Genomic DNA, 17,137 nt, shown 5'->3' with positions numbered 1-17,137 from the left:
AATGAAGACGATGAACACGCAGCGTGGCATGACCCTGACCTCGTTCCTGGCGGTCCTGATCGTGGTCGGTTTCTTCCTTTACATCGGCATGAAGCTGTTCCCGATGTACCAGGAGTATTACGCGGTGCGCTCGGCGATGAAGAGCCTGGCCAACGAGCCCGGGGTGGGCAGCATGGAACCGGCCCGGATCCAGGATCTGTTCTTCAAGCGCCTGTACATCAACTACTCGGAAAACGTGAAGCCGGCCAACGTGAAGTTCGACCGTCGCGACAATGGCTGGACCCTCAAGGTCAACTACGAAGTGCGCCGTCCGCTGGTCGGCAACCTGGATGTGGTTGGCAAATTCGATTCATCCCAGGACCTGACCCGAAGCGGTGCCGAATAAACCTTTCCAACGTGGTGACCTGATCGGTCATCCCTTCCACGACCCGGCGCTGCTGAAGCAGGCGCTGACCCATCGCAGTGCCGGTGCGCCACACAACGAGCGCCTGGAATTCCTGGGCGACAGCATCGTCAACATGATGGCGGCCGAGGCGTTGTACCGACGCTGGCCCAAGGCTGACGAAGGCGCGATGACCCGTGCCCGCGCCGAGCTGGTGCGTGAGGGCGCGCTGGCGGTGATTGGACGTACCCTGGAACTGGGTGAGCGGCTGATCCTGGGCCCGGGCGAAATGAAGTCCGGCGGACATCGTCGTGATTCGATCCTGGCCGACGCGGTGGAAGCCGTGGTGGCCGCGATCTACCTGGACGCCGGCTTCGAGGCCTGCCGGGCGGTGGTACTGCCCTGGTTCAGCGCTTCGATCGAGGCACTGCCGGCCTCCGGCCGGCCCGAGAAGGACCCCAAGACCCGCCTGCAGGAGTGGCTGCAGGCCCGCCAGAAGGCGTTGCCGCAGTACGAACTGGTGTCAGAATCCGGTGACGACCACGCCAAACATTTCCGGGTACGCTGCATCGTAGCTGACCCGGCCGCCAGCACCGAGGGCGAAGGCCCCTCGCGGCGGCTTGCCGAACAACAGGCGGCTGCGGCCGTCCTAGAACAACTGGATTCCAAGTGAGCGAACAAACTCCCCATCATTGCGGCAGCGTGGCCGTCATCGGCCGCCCGAACGTGGGCAAGTCGACCCTGACCAATGCCCTGGTCGGTGCCAAGGTCAGCATCGTCTCCAATCGTCCGCAGACCACCCGTCATCGCCTGCTGGGCATCGCCACCTATCCGGAAGGCCAGCTGGTGCTGGTCGACACCCCCGGCCTGCACAAAGTGCAGAAGCGGGCAATGAACCGGGTAATGAACCGCGCCGCGCGTGGCTCGCTGGAAGGCGTTGATGCTGGCCTGCTGGTGATCGAAGCCGGCCGCTGGGATGAAGAAGACAGCCTGGCCTTCAACGTGCTGCGCGACGCCGGTATTCCGGTCGTTCTGGTGGTCAACAAGATCGATCGCCTGAAGGAAAAGGGCGCGCTGCTGCCGTTCCTTCAGCAGGTGACCGAAGGTCGCGATTTCGCCGCCGTGCATCCGATCTCCGCGCAGAAGCGCAACGGCCTGGAAGCACTGGTGCGCGACGTGCTGAAGCTTTTGCCGGAAGCCCCGCCGATGTTCGGCGAGGACGAGATCACCGACCGGAGCCAGCGTTTCCTGGCCGGTGAACTGGTGCGCGAGCAGCTGATGCGACAGCTCGGCGAGGAACTGCCGTACGCCACCACCGTCGAGATCGAGCGCTTCACCGAGGACGGCAACCTGCTGCGCATCGGCGCGGTGATCTGGGTCGAGCGCGAGGGCCAGAAGGCCATCGTGATCGGCAAGGGCGGCGCTCGCCTGAAGGAGATCGGCGCCAAGTCCCGCCTGCAGATGGAGCGTCTGTTCGGGGCCAAGGTGTTCCTGGAAACCTGGGTGCGCGTGCGTGAAGGCTGGTCCGACGACGAGGCCGCGCTGAAGGCCTTCGGCTACGAATAAGCCGCGACGGTCGCTTCGATGATGATCGAGGACGACACCGGCTTCGTGCTGCATGCACGGGCCTACCGCGAGACCAGCTTGCTGGTCGAAGTGTTGAGCGCGCAGCATGGCCGCATTGGCCTGCTGGCGCGTGGCGTGTCCACTGCCAAGGGCCAGGTGCTGCGTGCCGCCCTGCAGCCGTTGCAGTGGATCCGCTTCAGTGCCCAGCAGCGGGGTGAACTGGCCCAGCTGCGTGGTGCCGAGGCGCTGGATGCCGCGCCGCGCCTGGTCGGCCAGGCGATGCTGGCCGGCTTCTACCTGAGTGAACTGACCCTGCGCCTGGCCCCGCGCCAGGACCCGTTGCCGGAACTGTACCTGGCCTACGGCGAGGCGCGCGCACGGCTGGCGGTGGGCGCCGGTCTGGCCTGGACCCTGCGCCGTTTCGAACGCGAGCTGCTGTCTTCGCTGGGCCTGGGTTTCGAGCTGGACAGTGCCAGCGATGGCCAGCCGATCGACCCGGCGGCGCGCTACGAACTGGATCCGCAGGAGGGCGCGCAGCGCCTGCTGAGCGAGCGCGGCGGGGAGCGCCGGGCAGCGGCCACTGGCTCGGCGCTGCTGGCGTTGGCGGCAGATGAAGAGCCGGATGCCGCCGACCTGGCCAGCCTGCGCCTGCCGATGCGGCGGGTGCTGGCCCACCACCTGGGGCCGCGTGGCCTGAAATCCTGGGAAATGCTCGAGCAGCTCGCGCCCAGGCGTTGAAGGGGGCGGCAGGGCCTGCAGCCCTGCACCTGCCGAGGCCAAAGCAACAGCAACAGCGTGCATACCGTGGGTAGGCGGGGTGGGGCCGGTTGAGGGGGGCGCTGCAAGTACGTCCATGTAAGCTCGGTCGCCGCATCCATGCGGCTCACGCCCCCTCAACCGGACCCACCCCGCCTTCGACAGTTTCTTGCGAGCTGTTGGACATGCCGACGGGGTCAGATCCGTTTTCCTTCGGAAAACGGATCCGACCCCAGTTTGAATTTCGATATCTGACAGAGATTCATCCACGGATGGCGTGGATCTACCCGATCGCGGAAATCTGTCAGAGGTGGGGCGGTGTCGGAGTGCGGGGTGTCAGCCGCATGGATGCGGCTGCCAAGCCTACAAGGACGTACTTGCGGCGTCCCCGCACTCCGACACCGCCCCACCAGCCCACGGAATTCCAGTTTTTGCTCTTGCCGTTGCCTTGGCTTGAAGCCTCTGCAGGTGCAGGGCGCAGCCCTGCCGAACACCCCTCAATGCAGCAGGGCAGCCACCGCATCGCGGAACCCCGCCTGGGCCTGTCCGGACTCGGGCGCATGATGTAGCTGGCGCACCGCCCGGCCCAACCGTGCCGCTCCCACGAAGCCACAGCTGGCCTGCAGCCGGTGCAGCTGGCTGCGCAGCTGGCGCTCGTCGTGCTGGTCCACCGCCTGCTCCACTGCATCACGCACGCCCGGCAACTCGGCCAGGAACAGCTCGCGCAGGGCGATCAGGTGGTTGCGCTGGCCATTGAGCGCGGCCAGGGCTGCGGTCTCGTCCCAGTCCTGTACGGCCAGCTCGACTGCGGCCGGGGCCTGTGCAACGAAGATTCCCGCCGGGCTGTTGACCAGCGCACGGCGCACCGCCTTCAGCAGCTGGTCGCGGCCCAGTGGCTTGACCAGGGTGTCGCTGAAACCGGCTTCGCGCAGGCGGGCGTGGATGGAGGTATCGCCGTCGGCGGTATGTGCCAGCGCCGGCGTGTCGGGGTGTGAACGGCGCAGCTCGCGCAGCAGCTGCGCGCCATTGCCGTCCGGCAGGTTGACGTCGATCAGCCACAGATCATGCGCGCCGGGTTCGGCACTGGCCAGGGCACTGGCCAGCGAATCTGCGGTATCCACATCCGCCGGTAACGTTTCCAACGCCGCCTTGAAAAAACCGCGGCTGATGATGTCGTCCTCGACAAGCAGGAAGCGGGGCCGTGCGGCCCGCGGGGTCATCTGCATCAGGGCTGCCTCCATGTCAGCTGTCCCAATCATCAAGCACGGCGGCCACGGGCGCAAGCGGGTCCCGGCCCCGTCGGTCAGGATCTGCGACAATACGCCCCCATTTTTGCCCGCAGCCTGTTGCCACGTGGCCCGATCCCGTTCCCGCACCGACCGTACCCCATTCCAGACCGAGATCCTCGACCTCAGCCATGATGGTCGCGGTGTCGCCCGCCGTGAAGGCGAGGGCGGCAAGGTCACCTTCGTCAGTGGCGCGCTGCCCGGCGAGGTGGTGATGGCTGAACAGACCGCCCGCAGCCGCCATTTCGACGAGGCGCGCACCGTGGAGGTGCTGCAGGCCTCGCCGCAGCGGGTGACCCCCAAGTGCCCTCATTTCGGTACCTGCGCCGGTTGCGTGCTGCAGCACCTGGACGAGGACCAGCAGATCGTCGCCAAGCAGCGCGTGCTGATGGACAACCTGGAGCGGATCGGTCATGTGAAGCCGGGCACCGTGCTGGCGCCACTGGTCGGAGAAAGCTGGGGTTACCGCCGCAAGGGCCGCTTCTCGGTGCGCCGGGTCGAGAAGAAGGACAAGACACTGGTCGGCTTCCGTGAACAGGATCCGCGCTTCGTCGCCGACCTCAGCCAGTGCCTGACCGTGATCCCCGAGATCGGCACCAAGGTCGAGGCGCTGTCCACTTTCATCGAGTCACTCGATGGCAAGCGTGACATCCCGCAGATCGAGTTCATCGCCGGTGACCAGGCCGTGGTCCTGACCGTGCGCCATCTGCAGCCGCTCAGCGATGCCGACCGCGTGGCCTGGGCCGCCTTCGGCCAGCAGCATGGCTTCGTGATCTACCTGCAATCCGGCGGCGTGGACACGGTGCAACCGCTGGACGGGCAGGGCGTGCCGCTGTCGTTCCGGTTGGCGCCGTGGGATGTCGAGCTGGCGTTCCGTCCGCTGGACTTCATCCAGGTCAATGCCAAGCTCAACGAGAAGATGATCGCCCACGCCCTGGACCTGCTGGAACCGGGGGAAGACGAGCGCGTGCTGGACCTGTTCTGTGGCCTGGGCAACTTCACCCTGCCGCTGGCGCGCCGCGTGCGCGAGGTGGTCGGCGTGGAAGGCGATGCCGGCCTGGTCGCGCGTGCGCGTGAGAACGCCGAGCGCAATGGCCTGGCCAACGCGCAGTTCTTCAGCGCCGACCTGACCCAGGACCAGCGCAGCACCCCGTGGATGCGCCAGGGCTTCGACAAGCTGCTGCTGGACCCGCCGCGCTCGGGCGCGATCGAAGTGCTGCAGCAGCTGCCGCTGAAGCAGTTCAAGCGCATCGTTTACGTCAGCTGCCACCCGGGCTCGCTGGCCCGCGATGCCGGCTATCTGGTCAATGAGCAGGGCTTCACCCTGGTCAGTGCCGGCGCCATGGACATGTTCCCGCACACCGCGCATGTGGAAAGCATCGCGGTGTTCGAGAAGCGCTGACAGGTTGTCATCACCCATCGCGCATAATGGCGCGATGGGCATCGAAATCGAACGCAAATTCCTCGTCAGCAGTGATGGCTGGCGCACCGCCGCGCATCGGGTGATCCCGATGGCGCAGGGCTACATCAACGACATGGGCGCGCTCGACCGCGGCACCCAGAACGCCTCGGTGCGCGTGCGCATCGAAGGCGACCATGCGGCCCTGAACCTGAAGTCGCGCACCATCGGCCATACCCGCCAGGAGTTCGACTACCCGATCCCGGTGGACGATGCGCGCGCGCTGCTGGCGTTGTGCGTGGGGGGGCTGATCGACAAGCGTCGCCATCTGGTTGAACACGCCGGCCTGACCTGGGAAGTGGACGAATTCCTCGGCGACAACGCCGGCCTGGTCGTGGCCGAAGTCGAGCTGGACAGCGCCGACCAGGCCATTGACCTGCCGGACTGGGTGGGCGCCGAAGTCACCGACGACGCGCGCTACTACAACGTCGCGCTGGCTAGCCGCCCCTATTCACAATGGTGAAACCCCAGAAAGGGGACGGAGGGGATTAAGTCGCCTTTACCCCACTTGTGCGGGAAACGACTTAATCCCCTCCGTCCCCTTTTTTCGAGGGAGGCGGGCCCCATGTCGGGGGGATGAGAATCGACATCTACTCCGACGTGGTCTGCCCCTGGTGCTGGATCGGCAAGCACCGCTTCCAGCAGGGCATGCAGTTGCTGGGCGCCAATGCGCCTGAACTCGATATCCACTGGCAGCCGTTCCAGCTGGATCCGGACGCGGACGACACCCCGGTGCCGCTGCGCGAGGCCTACGTGCGCAAGTTCGGTGGCGTCGAGCGTACCGAGCAGATCCTCGGCCAGACCCAGACCACCGCGCGGGCCGAGGGCCTGCCGATGGATTTCAGCCAGGGCCAGGTGCGGGTGACCACGCTGCCGGCGCACCGGGTGCTGTGGCTGGCCGGACAGCACGGCGTGCAGGATGCGGTCGGGGAGGCGCTGTTCCGCGCCCACTTCGAGCTTGGCCAGAACCTGGCGGACCCTTCGGTGCTGATCAAGGCCGGTGTGGCAGGCGGCCTCGACGCTGTTGAAATCGCGCAGATGCTGGCCTCCGACCGAGGCTTGGCCGAAGTTGAAGCAAAGCTGGAGGAGGCCCGCGCGTTGGGCATTTCCTCGGTGCCGACCTTCGTCATCGACGGCCGCTGGGCCATTTCCGGAGCACAGCCCCCAGAGGGATTCGCCAACGCCCTGCGCCAGATCGCGGCCGAACAGGGCATCCCGAGCACCCTGGCGGGCGGCGACGAGGCCTGCGGCCCGGACGGCTGCAAGGTCTGATCAGATCGGGGTCAGAGCCCCTGCGGGGATCCGACCCCGGGGTCAGATCCCCGCAGGGGCTCTGACCCCACGCTTCCCTTTTGCCTTGACCACTGCGCCTGTCGGCCGGTTCTGCGACAATGCGGCACTGCGCCATGCGGGCGCGTGTTGTGGAGATCGACCATGCTGCTGATCGGCGTTGCCGGCACCGAACTGACCGCTCAGGAACGCGACTGGCTGCAGCACGATGCCGTGGCCGGGGTGGTGCTGTTCAAGCGCAACTTTGCGTCGCGCCAGCAGGTGACCGATCTGAGCGCGGCGATCCGCGCCGCTGCCCCGCGCCCGCAGCTGATCTGCGTGGACCAGGAAGGCGGCCGCGTGCAGCGCTTCCGCGAGGGCTACAGCGCGCTGCCGCCGCTGCAGGAGATCGGCGCGCTGTACGCGACCGATCCGCAGCGGGCGCTGGCCCTGGCCGAGCAGCACGCCTGGCTGATGGCCAGCGAGGTGCGCGCCAGCGGCCTCGACCTGAGTTTCGCGCCGGTGGTCGACCTTGGCCGTGGTAACCGCGCCATCGGCAACCGCGCCTTCAGTGAAGACCCGCAGGTGGTGGCCGCGTTCACCGCCGCCTACGTGCGTGGCATGCATGCGGTCGGCATGGCCGCCACGCTCAAGCATTTCCCCGGCCACGGCACCGTGCTGGAAGACACCCACGTCGATACCGCGATCGATCCGCGCGCGCTGGAGGAACTGCGCACGCAGGACCTGGTCCCGTTCCAGGCCGGCATCGCCGCCGGTGCCGACGCGGTGATGATGGCGCACGTGATCTACCCGCAGGTGGCGCCTGAGCCGGCCGGCTATTCCCCGCGCTGGATCCAGGACATCCTGCGCGGCGAGCTCGGCTTCCGCGGCGTGGTGTTCTCCGATGACATCGGCATGGCCGCCTCGCACAGTGCCGGCGGCGTGCCGGCGCGCGTGCATGCACACCTGGATGCCGGCTGCGACGTCGTGCTGGTCTGCCACCCGGAACTGGTCGATGAAGCCCTGCACGCCGTGCAGGGACGCTCCCTCAATACTGCTGCGCTGCTGGGCCTGCTCGGCCGCGGCGCGCTTGGCTGGGACGGCCTGCTGGCCGATGCCCGCCATGGCGATACCCAATCCCGTCTGCTTGAAACCCTTGGAAGAACCGTCTGATGCCCAACCTCACCATTTCCCAGGCCCTGGCGCAGGCTGACCTGCTGGTCGACCGCCCTACCATCGACAAGGCCATCGCTGGTATCGCCGACGCCATCGCGCGCGATTACAAGGGCGAGGTGCCGCTGTTCCTGTCGATCATGCACGGTGCGCTGCCGTTCGCCGGCCAGCTGGCGCTGGAACTGGGCGCGCGCGGCCAGGACGTGCAGTTCGATTACCTGCACGCCACCCGTTACCGCGGTGAAACCACCGGCGGTGACCTGGTCTGGAAGCACAAGCCGGCCACTTCGCTGTTCGGCCGCCGCGTGCTGCTGGTGGACGACATCCTTGACGAGGGCTACACCCTGCAGGGCGTGCGTACCTGGTGCCTGGAACAGGGCGCGACCGACGTGCGCATCGCCGCGATGACCGTGAAGAAGCACGACCGCGCACTGCCGGACGTGACCGCAGACTACGCCGGCATCGAGCTGCCGGACCGCTACGTGTTCGGCTTCGGCATGGACGTCAACGAAACCCTGCGCTGCGTGCCGGCCATCTACGCGATGAAGGAATAACGGCGTAGCTGCCCACAGCGCGTCTTCTTCCATCGCCGGCATCCTCGGGTGCCGGCGTTCGTCTTTTCATGGAGTGCTTCGAATGCAACAGATCGCCCTGGCCGTGATTGGCGGTACCGGTGTCTACAACCTGGCCAAGCTTGACGACGTGCAGACCCACGAGGTCGACACCCGTTTCGGTCGCCCGTCCGGCCCGGTGCGGGTGGGCACGCTGCTCGGCCATCGTGTGGCGTTCCTGGCGCGGCATGGCGAGGGGCATTCGCTGCCGCCGCACAAGATCAACTACCGCGCCAACCTGGCCGCGCTGCAGCAGCTGGGCGCGCAGCGCGTGCTGGCGTTGAACACGGTCGGTGGCATCACCGAACACTTTGGTCCGCGCGTGCTGGCCTGCCCGGACCAGATCATCGACTATACTTGGGGCCGCATCAGCACGATCTGTGAAGAAGAAGGCACCGACGTGGTCCACGTCGATTTCGGCCATCCGTACACGCCGATGCTGCGCAGCAAGATTCTGGCGGCAGCCAAAGTGACCGGTGTCACGGTCCATGACGGTGGCTGCTATGGCGCAACGCAGGGCCCGCGCCTGGAAACCATCGCCGAAATCGCCCGCATGCGCCGCGACGGTTGCGATCTGGTGGGCATGACCGGCATGCCGGAAGCCGCACTCGCGCGGGAGCTGGGGCTGGATTACGCCTGCCTGGCGATCATCGCCAACTGGGCCGCCGGTTGTGGTGATGGCGAGGAGATTACGATGGCTGAAGTGCTGGCCAATGTGCAGGCGGCCAGCAACGGACTTCCGGAACTGGTGGGCGAATTGGCGCGGGGGTGATTGTCTTCCCCGAGCAAGCTTTGCATACTCAGCTTGTGCGCGGGTTCAGCGTACACCACCCATTCATTGCATAAGGTCTCGCATCACCATGCCGAACGGTACCGTCAAGTGGTTCAACGACGCCAAGGGATTTGGCTTCATCTCGCCGGAGGATGGCAGCGCCGACGTGTTCGCGCACTTCTCCGCCATCAACTCCAAGGGCTTCCGCAGCCTGCAGGAAGGCCAGCGTGTCACCTATGACGTGACCCAGGGCCCGAAGGGTGCCCAGGCTTCGAACATCACGCCGGCCGAGTGATCCACTCGACAGTGCGTTGAAAACCCCGCTTCGGCGGGGTTTTTTTTGCGTCACGGCAAGGATTGTGCTGCCGGGGGCAGGAGTGCAGATGGTCATCCGGAATTGCGCTCGGGCACAATGCGGCCATGAAGGAACGACTGCGCATCGCCGTGATCGGCTACGGCACCGCCGGACAGGCAGTGTCCATCCTGCTCTCCCGTGATGGCCACGAGGTGGAGATCTTCGAACGCGTGCCCACGCCGGGGCCCGTTGGCGCCGGCTTCCTGCTGCAACCCAGCGGCCTGCAGGTGCTGTGGCAGATGGGCCTGCTTGATGCCGTGCGCGCGCATGCCGCGCCGGTGCACCGCCTGTATGGCGATACCCCGTGCGAACGCGCGGTGATGGACATGCGTTATGACGGCCTGGATGCGCGGCTGCATGGCCTCGGCATGCAGCGCGGGGCGCTGTTCTCGCTGCTGGACGCGGCGCGTGCGGGTGCGGGCCAGCTGCATGCCGGCGTCACCATTGCCGCAGTGGATGCCGCGCAGGGCCGCCTGCGCGACAGTGACGGGCGCATGCATGGCCCGTTTGATCTGGTGGTCGCCGCCGATGGTGCCGCCTCGACACTGCGCAGTACGGTCGAAGGCGGTACCGGGCTGGACCGGGTGTATCCTTGGGGGGCGATGTGGTGCCTGCTGCCGGCCGAGGACTGGCCGCACCTGCAGGAGCTGCGCCAGCGCTACGTGGCCGCGCGCAAGATGATCGGGCTGCTGCCGGTCGGTACGCGGCCCGGTGATGACACGCCGCGCCTCAGTTTCTTCTGGAGCCTGCCACGCGCGGATTTCGAACGTTGGCAAGCCGATGGCATGGCGCCTTGGCTGGACGAGCTGCACGCGCTGTGGCCACAGGCCAGTGCGCGTTTCGCGCATCTGCATGATGCCGGCCAGCTGGCGCGCGCGGTCTACCGTGACGCTGTGATGACGCGCTGGCATCACGGCCGCATGGTGCTGGCCGGTGATGCCGCACATGCGATGAGCCCGCAGCTGGGGCAGGGCGTGAACATGGCGCTGCTCGATGCGCTGGCACTGCGTGATGCTGTGCGCGCGCATGGTGGCGGTGCCGCTGCATTGCAGGTCTACCAGGCGCAGCGCAGGGCGCACGTTGCGGTCTACCAGCGCTGGAGCCGTTGGCTGACGCCGCTGTTCCAGTCCGATCGTGACGCCTGGGCGAAGGCGCGCGACGTACTGCTCGGCCCGATGGGACGCCTGCCCGGAGGACGTGGCCACATGCTGCGCGTGCTCAGTGGTACCCAGCATGGCTGGTTCGGTTCGCTTGCGCTGGATCCGGCATTCATCGACGCGCTGGCCAGCGCCGCCGAACCACCTCGCGCGCACGTGGCCGCGGCAACGGCGTGAAGCACGGCGTCACGTGAATTAACGGTTGCCTCACCGTGGATATGCGAAAAGTAGATTGCACGCGATTGCGCGTCGCCCGTTTTCATTTCCGTGATCAACATCGCGCGTGGCCTGGGCGGCGCTGCCGTTGCGGCCTGTTGCGGCCCGGACGTGCCGCCTGTTGTTGAAGAGGAGGACGCCATGTTGTTCGCGGTCGAGGAGCTGGAATCGGAAATCTGCAAGCTGCGCGGACTGTTGCAGATGCTGCACGAGGACCAGCCCGACGTACTGGAGGACGTGTTTGAATTCCATGTGGGCAGCCTGATCAGTCATGCATCGCCGGAGCACCACGCACGCATCCGTGCCTGCGCGCAGGAGATGCTGGCGGCAACCCAGGCCCTGCCGCGGCGACGCGAAGATGACACGCCCGAGTTCCAGTTGATGCCGCAGCTGGGCATTGGTCCGGCCTGATTCAAACCACTGGCAGTTCCACCAGGCCGTTTTCCACGCAGGCGACCATCTGTTCGCCGAGAGCGGGAACAGGCACGATTCCGGCGGTGAACGCGGAAAAGGCCGGAAGGACCGTCATCCTCTCGCGCAGCCAGAATGCGGGGAAGCGCCGTCGCAACGGCGCCAAGGCGACCTGCGGATGCAGATGCCCGGCGATCACATGCAGCTCCGCATCGGGCGTCGGCTCATGGCGAAGCAGGAACGGCTGCAGCCGTACTTCGTCGTGGACCTGTACCTGCAGCTGGGCATGTGGCAGCTGGTGATCATGATTCCCGCGCAGGACGTGCACGTCCAGTGCGGTATTGCGTTCGCGCCATCCCAGCCATTGCTGGTGCCACGCGGCGCGATGCGCCGGCCCATGCAGGATGTCGCCCAGGATCCACAGCTCGCGGCAGGCATGCCGGTCCAGCAGTTCCTGCAGGCGTTGCAGGTCTTCGCCAGTGCCGCCACTGGGCAGCGCGATGCCGGCGCGGCGGAACACATCGGCCTTGCCCAGGTGCAGGTCGGCGATCAACAGCGCCTGCCGCGCGGGCCAGTACAGCGCACGCGCGCCAAGCAGACTCAGCGATTCGCCCGCGCGCAGCAGCGGAAGCTCATCGGCCATGGCGGCGCTCCAGCTGCTGGGCCGCGCGTTGCACGCGGGTACGCCAGTCCTCGTTGCTGAACTGCCCACGCAGGCGTTCGGCCCACAACGGGAAGCCCAGTGGTGTAAGTGACGATGGACGCTGCATCGAGAGGATCTGCGTGCCGATCCTTGCCAGTACCTGCTGTAACCCGGGCAGGTCGAGGCTGTCGTGCAGCACCTCGTGCTCGGCCAGCGCCAGCAGCAGGTGGTCAGGATCGTGCTCGCGCAGCACGTCGAAGAGCAGGCCCGCCGAGGCCTGCAGCTGGCGCAGTGATCGCGGCATGCCGCCGGGCAGGCTGGGTACCAGCAGGCCAGCTACCCGTGCGATGCCACGGAACTGGCGGCGCGCCAGCTCGCCCAGGTTCACCGCGGCACGCAGATCGTCGAGCAGCTGATCGGGGCTGAACAGCGCACGCCATTGCGTCGCGTCCAGATCGATTGCCTGTGCCGGTGCCAGCACCAGGCCATGGTCATTGACGGCATAGCCGATGCTGTTGCGCTGCCGGCGGGTGCAGCGCAGCGCCAGCAGGGCGGCCAGCGCCTCATGCACGTGGCGGCCGGCAAAGGGATAGACGAACAGGAACTGGCCTTCGCGGCGTCGCACCTCTTCCACCAGAAGGTGGCCAGGGCCGGGAAGCGACGACAACTGCTGCTGCAGTGCCAGCAGGGGTGACAGCCAGCGTGATTCGGCACTGTCGTCGGCCCCGGACAGGATCCACTCCAGCTCGCGGCCGAGCGGCATCGACAGCGGCAGCTGGCCGCCCTGCCAGCGTGGCACGACACCGTCACCGCGCCGTCGTGCCAACCGCACGAAGGCGGTCATGTCGCGCAGCTGCACCAGCTCCAGCAGGCGTCCGGCGAACTGGAAGCGATCGCCTCGGCGCAGGCGGCTGGCGAACTGTTCTTCCACGGCGCCCAGGCTACCGCCGCGCAGGAACTGCACGCGCACGCTGCCATCGCTGCTGATGGTGCCGATCGACAGCCGATGGCGCAGCGCCTGGCGACGGTCGTGCATGCGGTACTGCCCATCGGCATCACGCACGACCTTGTGGAAATCGGGGTACTGGGCCAACGCCTGGCCGCCCTGCACGATGAACGTGAGCACGGCCTGCCATTGATCGTCGCCGAGAGACGCGAACGCATGGGTACGCCGTACCTGCGCCAGCAGCGCGGCGCTGTCGAAGCCGCCAGCCAGAGCGCGGCTGACCGCATGCTGGGCCAGCACATCCAGCGAAAGCGTCGGTGGCCTGCGTGCTTCGACCACGCCTTCGGCCAATGCACGGCGCACCGCGGCGTACTCGGCCAGCTCCAGCGCATGGCTGGGGACGCACAGGATCGAGCCGCTGGCACCCGGACGGTGGCGTGCACGTCCGGCGCGTTGGCGCAGGCGCGCCACGCCCTTCGGGCTGCCCAGCTGCAGTACCTGTTCAACCTCGGGGAAGTCCACGCCGAGGTCGAGGCTGGAGGTGGCAACGACGCAGCGCAGCGTGCCCGCGCGCAGCCCGTCTTCCACCTCCTGGCGCAGCGCCGGATCCAGCGAGCCGTGGTGCAGCGCCAACGTGGCCGGGTCTTCCGGCCAGACCGCCGCCAGCGCCTGGTGCCACAGTTCTGCCTGCGCACGGGTGTTGGTGAACAGCAGGCTGCTGCGCGCCTGCATCAGTGCCTCCAGTACGCGTGGCAGCTGCGCCAGGCCGAGATGCCCGGCCCACGGGAAACGTTCGCCGGGGTCCGGCAGCAGGCTGCGCACGCTGATTGCGCGCGGGCGCACGCCCTGCACGATCGGTGCATCCGGCTGCCCGGGCAGCAGCACGTCGCGCGCTTCCTGCAGGTTTCCCAGCGTGGCCGATAGGCCCCATAGCTGCAATGCAGGCGCGGCCTCGCGCAACACCGCCAGGTTCAACTGCAGCAGCACACCACGCTTGCTGCCCAGCAGCTCGTGCCATTCGTCCACCACCACGCAGCGCAGCTGGCGCATGCGCTGCAGCGTATCCGGATAGCTCAGCAGCAGCGCCAGCGATTCCGGCGTTGTGACCAGTACGTCGATGCGGCCCTCGCGCGCCTGTCGTCGTTCGCGGTTGCTGGCGTCGCCACTGCGCAGGCCGACGCGCCATCCAAGCCCCACCCCATCAACCACGGCCTGCAGTGCGCGCGCGGTGTCGCTGGCCAACGCGCGCAGGGGCGTCACCCAGAGCACCTGCAGTGGGCGCACCGCGCTTGCGCGCCGGGGCGGGGGCGGTGGGGCGATCATGGCCTGCAGCAGCGGTCCCCCGAACATCGCCAGTGTCTTGCCGCTGCCAGTGGGCGTGTGCAGCAACCCGGATCCGCCGGCGAGATAGTGCCGCCACATCGCGCGCTGGAACGGCAGCGAGCGCCAGCCTTTCGACGCGAACCAGTCTTCCAGCTGGCGCAGGGCCTGGCTGCGGTTCATCGCGCCAGCGCCTGCAGGGCGGCCAGCTGATCGGCCTCGCTGGCCGGCTTGTCGTGGCGCCAGCGCAGGATGCGCGGAAAGCGCACGGCGATACCGGACTTGTGCCGGCTGCTGCGGTTGACTGCCTCGAAGCCCAGCTCGAACACCTGTTCGGCGCGCACGCTGCGCACCGGTCCGAAGCGCTCGCGGGTGTTGGCGCGGATCCAGCGGTCGAGCGCGAGGATTTCCTTGTCATCCAGGCCCGAATAGGCCTTGGCCACCGGTACCAGCGCGTCGCCGTCCCAGACGCCGAACGTGTAGTCGGTATACAGCGTGCTGCGCCGCCCATGGCCGGCCTGCGCATACAAGAGCACCGCATCGATGGTGAGCGGATCGACCTTCCATTTCCACCAGTCGCCGCGGCGTCGCCCGGCCTGGTAGGGCGAGCCACGTCGTTTCAGCATCAGCCCTTCCACGCCGCGTTCGCGCGCTATTTCCCGCATCGCTGCAGCCTGCGGCCAGTCTTCGGCGGCAACGTCGGGTGACAGCCGGATCCGTGCATCACCCAGGGCACCGACGATCTCGGCAAGCCGTGCACGCCGTTCCTGCAACGGATGCTCACGCAGGTCCGCGCCATCGAGTTCCAGCAGGTCATAGGCGAGCACGCGCACCGGCGTGTTGCGCAGGGTGGCCGCACCGGGTTTGCGGCGCTGGATGCGGGTCTGCAGTGCGGTGAATGCACGCGGCAGGCCGGTGGCGTCGTCCCAGGCCAGCAGCTCGCCGTCCAGTACGCAGCCATCGGGAAGCGCCATCGCCGCCTGCTCGATTTCGGGGAAGCGGCCATCCAGCCGCTCTTCGCCGCGTGACCACAATGCGACCTCACCACGCCGGCGCAGCAGCTGCAGGCGGATGCCATCCCACTTCCATTCCAGCAGCCAATCTTCGATAGGGCCGAGGCGTTCGGCAGGATCGCTTTCCAATGGCGAGGCGAGGAAGAACGGGTAGGGTTGCTGCCGGTCCAGTGGCAGCTCATCCGGCGACAGCAGCTGGCCCAGCAGCCCGGGCGAGGGCACCCATTCGCCCAGCATGCGCTGGGCGATGCGTGCGATGTCCAGGCCGGACCACTCCGCCAGTGCCTGCTGCACCAGGCGCTGCGAGACGCCGACGCGCAAGGCGCCGGTCAGCAGCTTGTTGAACACCAGGCGTTCGCCGCTGCAAAGCTGCCGCCAGCCGGCGACGACCGCCGTACGGCGCACCGCTTCGGGCTGGTTGGCCACCGCCAGCAGGTGCTGTTCGATCCATTCGGCCAACGGGCGGTCGGGCGAAGGCTGTGGTGGATCATCCAGCAGCAGGGTCAGTGTCTCGGCGAGGTCACCGACCTGCGCATAGCTGTCTTCCACCAGCCACGGTGGCAGCCCCGATTCCTCGGCGATCCAGGTGCGCAGTTCGCCACTGGCGGCGATCTTCCGGCGTGCGCCACCGACCTTGCCACCGCTGAGCAGGTACAGCGCCCACGCCGCATCATGCGCGCCTGCCTGGCGGAAGTAATCGACCAGCGCTGCGCGCTTGTCCAGGGTGGCGGTGCTGCGGTCCAGGCGCTGGTAGAGCGCAGCGAAAGCCTTCATTCCTCGCTCCCGAAATCGGTGCGGAAGGCTTCGGCCGCCACGCCGCGCTCGCGCAGGAAGGGAATCAACGCATCGGTATTGCCATGGGTGGCGATCACCCGCTGCGCGCCGGTCTGTTCGATGGTCTGCAGCAGTGCGGGCCAATCGGCGTGATCGGAAATGACGAAGCCACGATCGACGTTGCGGCGACGCCGGTTGCCGCGCAGCTGCATCCAGCCCGAGGCGAAGCCCAACTGGTGGCGGCCGAAGCGGCGCATCCACGGTGTGCCGGCAGCCGAGGGCGGGGCGAGGATCAACTGGCCGGCGGCATCCGGCTGGCGACCCTGCTCGGCCACCGCAAGCGTCTCCAGCATTGGCACGTTGGCCTGCCGGTACACCGCCACACCATTGGCGATGGCACCGTGCAGCCAGGCCGGGCGATCGTCCAGCGGCAGCAGTTCGGCCAGCACCCGTTGCGCCTTGCCCAGTGCATAGCACAGCAGGATCGCAGCTTCGCCGCGCTGCTCGCATTCGCGGCGCCACGCCACGATCTCCGCAGCGACGGTGGGCGTGTCCGGCCAACGGTAGATCGGCAGGGCGAAGGTGGCCTCGGTGATGAAGGTATCGCAGGGCACCACTTCGAATGGCGCACAGGTTGGATCAGGCTGGCGCTTGTAGTCGCCGGACGCTACCCAGACCTGCTGCCCGTCGTCGATGCGCACCTGCGAAGACCCCAGTACATGGCCGGCCGGGTGCAGCGATACCTGCACCTGGCCCAGGCGGAACGGCACGCCCTCGGCATGCGCCTGCACCGGCACATCGCCCAGGCGCCAGCGCAGGATCGGCAGGCTGCCGTCGCTGCAGTGGTATTCGCCCATCCCGGGGCGTGCGTGATCGCCGTGGCCATGGGTGATGACCGCGCGCGCTACCGGTCGCCAGGGATCGATGTGGAAATCACCGGCGGCGCAGTACAGCCCTTCGGGGCGCAGGACCACCAGATCGTCGTTGACTGCCATGTGATCACTGTGGCCGGCCGCTCGTGCACAGGG

At 67.5% G+C, this 17,137-nt stretch carries 18 protein-coding genes; 13 read left to right on the top strand and 5 right to left on the bottom strand.

The features are described from left to right. Position 1: 1 nt before the first annotated feature. The 4 genes from ACYKG1_RS15590 to recO are packed head-to-tail and all read left to right on the top strand — an operon-like array spanning position 2 to position 2,686. On the top strand, positions 2–385 hold the full coding sequence (locus ACYKG1_RS15590; RefSeq protein WP_014647998.1) for a DUF4845 domain-containing protein: 384 nt from the start codon (positions 2–4) through the stop codon (positions 383–385). Next, the gene (gene rnc / locus ACYKG1_RS15585; protein WP_100473567.1) at positions 375–1,055 is read left to right on the top strand and encodes a ribonuclease III; all 681 of its coding nucleotides are present in this window, start codon (positions 375–377) and stop codon (positions 1,053–1,055) included. The genes ACYKG1_RS15590 and rnc overlap by 11 nt, the downstream gene beginning before the upstream one ends. Then, a complete protein-coding gene (gene era / locus ACYKG1_RS15580) occupies positions 1,052–1,948 on the top strand; it encodes a GTPase Era (RefSeq protein WP_005410599.1) in 897 nt (298 codons plus the stop codon). The genes rnc and era overlap by 4 nt, the downstream gene beginning before the upstream one ends. Before the next feature lie 18 nt (positions 1,949–1,966). Beyond that, on the top strand, positions 1,967–2,686 hold the full coding sequence (gene recO / locus ACYKG1_RS15575) for a DNA repair protein RecO (protein ID WP_100473566.1): 720 nt from the start codon (positions 1,967–1,969) through the stop codon (positions 2,684–2,686). Positions 2,687–3,201: 515 nt separating this feature from the next. Here the strand turns inward: recO and ACYKG1_RS15570 are convergent. Continuing rightward, positions 3,202–3,930 (bottom strand): response regulator, encoded by a 729-nt coding sequence (locus ACYKG1_RS15570; RefSeq protein ID WP_014038083.1) that lies wholly within the window; start codon positions 3,928–3,930, stop codon positions 3,202–3,204. A gap of 127 nt (positions 3,931–4,057) precedes the next feature. On the opposite strand from ACYKG1_RS15570, the gene rlmD reads away from it, so the two are divergent. From rlmD to ACYKG1_RS15525, 9 genes are all read left to right on the top strand, one after another. Further along, positions 4,058–5,392, top strand: a complete 1,335-nt coding sequence (rlmD, locus tag ACYKG1_RS15565) for a 23S rRNA (uracil(1939)-C(5))-methyltransferase RlmD (RefSeq protein ID WP_087923290.1) — start codon at positions 4,058–4,060, stop codon at positions 5,390–5,392. 34 nt (positions 5,393–5,426) lie between these two features. Then, the gene (locus tag ACYKG1_RS15560) at positions 5,427–5,912 is read left to right on the top strand and encodes a CYTH domain-containing protein (RefSeq protein WP_100473564.1); all 486 of its coding nucleotides are present in this window, start codon (positions 5,427–5,429) and stop codon (positions 5,910–5,912) included. A gap of 113 nt (positions 5,913–6,025) precedes the next feature. After that, a complete protein-coding gene (locus ACYKG1_RS15555; protein ID WP_478470869.1) occupies positions 6,026–6,721 on the top strand; it encodes a DsbA family oxidoreductase in 696 nt (231 codons plus the stop codon). A gap of 162 nt (positions 6,722–6,883) precedes the next feature. Beyond that, entirely contained in the window at positions 6,884–7,891 is a 1,008-nt protein-coding gene (gene nagZ, locus ACYKG1_RS15550) for a beta-N-acetylhexosaminidase (protein ID WP_262228042.1), read from the top strand. Beyond that, the gene (locus tag ACYKG1_RS15545; protein ID WP_005410592.1) at positions 7,891–8,445 is read left to right on the top strand and encodes a hypoxanthine-guanine phosphoribosyltransferase; all 555 of its coding nucleotides are present in this window, start codon (positions 7,891–7,893) and stop codon (positions 8,443–8,445) included. The genes nagZ and ACYKG1_RS15545 overlap by 1 nt, the downstream gene beginning before the upstream one ends. 82 nt (positions 8,446–8,527) lie before the next feature. Next, on the top strand, positions 8,528–9,274 hold the full coding sequence (locus ACYKG1_RS15540; RefSeq protein WP_049430529.1) for an S-methyl-5'-thioinosine phosphorylase: 747 nt from the start codon (positions 8,528–8,530) through the stop codon (positions 9,272–9,274). Between the two features lie 88 nt (positions 9,275–9,362). After that, complete coding sequence (locus ACYKG1_RS15535; RefSeq protein ID WP_005410590.1) at positions 9,363–9,569, top strand: cold-shock protein; 207 nt, start codon at positions 9,363–9,365, stop codon at positions 9,567–9,569. 125 nt (positions 9,570–9,694) lie between these two features. After that, positions 9,695–10,963 (top strand): FAD-dependent oxidoreductase, encoded by a 1,269-nt coding sequence (locus ACYKG1_RS15530; RefSeq protein ID WP_478470868.1) that lies wholly within the window; start codon positions 9,695–9,697, stop codon positions 10,961–10,963. 180 nt (positions 10,964–11,143) lie between these two features. Beyond that, positions 11,144–11,413, top strand: a complete 270-nt coding sequence (locus ACYKG1_RS15525) for a hypothetical protein (RefSeq protein ID WP_100473560.1) — start codon at positions 11,144–11,146, stop codon at positions 11,411–11,413. Position 11,414: 1 nt separating this feature from the next. On the opposite strand, the gene pdeM is transcribed toward ACYKG1_RS15525, so the two are convergent. From pdeM to ACYKG1_RS15505, 4 genes are read right to left on the bottom strand one after another with little or no spacing between them, the layout of a single operon-like run. Then, entirely contained in the window at positions 11,415–12,056 is a 642-nt protein-coding gene (gene pdeM, locus ACYKG1_RS15520; RefSeq protein WP_100473559.1) for a ligase-associated DNA damage response endonuclease PdeM, read from the bottom strand. After that, positions 12,046–14,505 carry a ligase-associated DNA damage response DEXH box helicase gene (locus tag ACYKG1_RS15515; RefSeq protein WP_478470867.1) on the bottom strand — a complete coding sequence of 820 codons (2,460 nt, stop codon included), beginning with the start codon at positions 14,503–14,505 and terminating at the stop codon, positions 12,046–12,048. Before ACYKG1_RS15515 ends, pdeM begins: the two co-directional genes overlap by 11 nt. Continuing rightward, a complete protein-coding gene (locus tag ACYKG1_RS15510; RefSeq protein WP_478470866.1) occupies positions 14,502–16,109 on the bottom strand; it encodes an ATP-dependent DNA ligase in 1,608 nt (535 codons plus the stop codon). Before ACYKG1_RS15510 ends, ACYKG1_RS15515 begins: the two co-directional genes overlap by 4 nt. Further along, entirely contained in the window at positions 16,106–17,104 is a 999-nt protein-coding gene (locus ACYKG1_RS15505; RefSeq protein ID WP_262083440.1) for a ligase-associated DNA damage response exonuclease, read from the bottom strand. Before ACYKG1_RS15505 ends, ACYKG1_RS15510 begins: the two co-directional genes overlap by 4 nt. Between the last annotated feature and the right edge of the window lie 33 nt (positions 17,105–17,137).

The sequence above is a fragment of the Stenotrophomonas sp. 85239_Sma genome (assembly GCF_056481725.1).
Note: the sequence above shows the minus strand (reverse complement) of the source record. Positions and strands in the feature narration are given on the sequence as shown.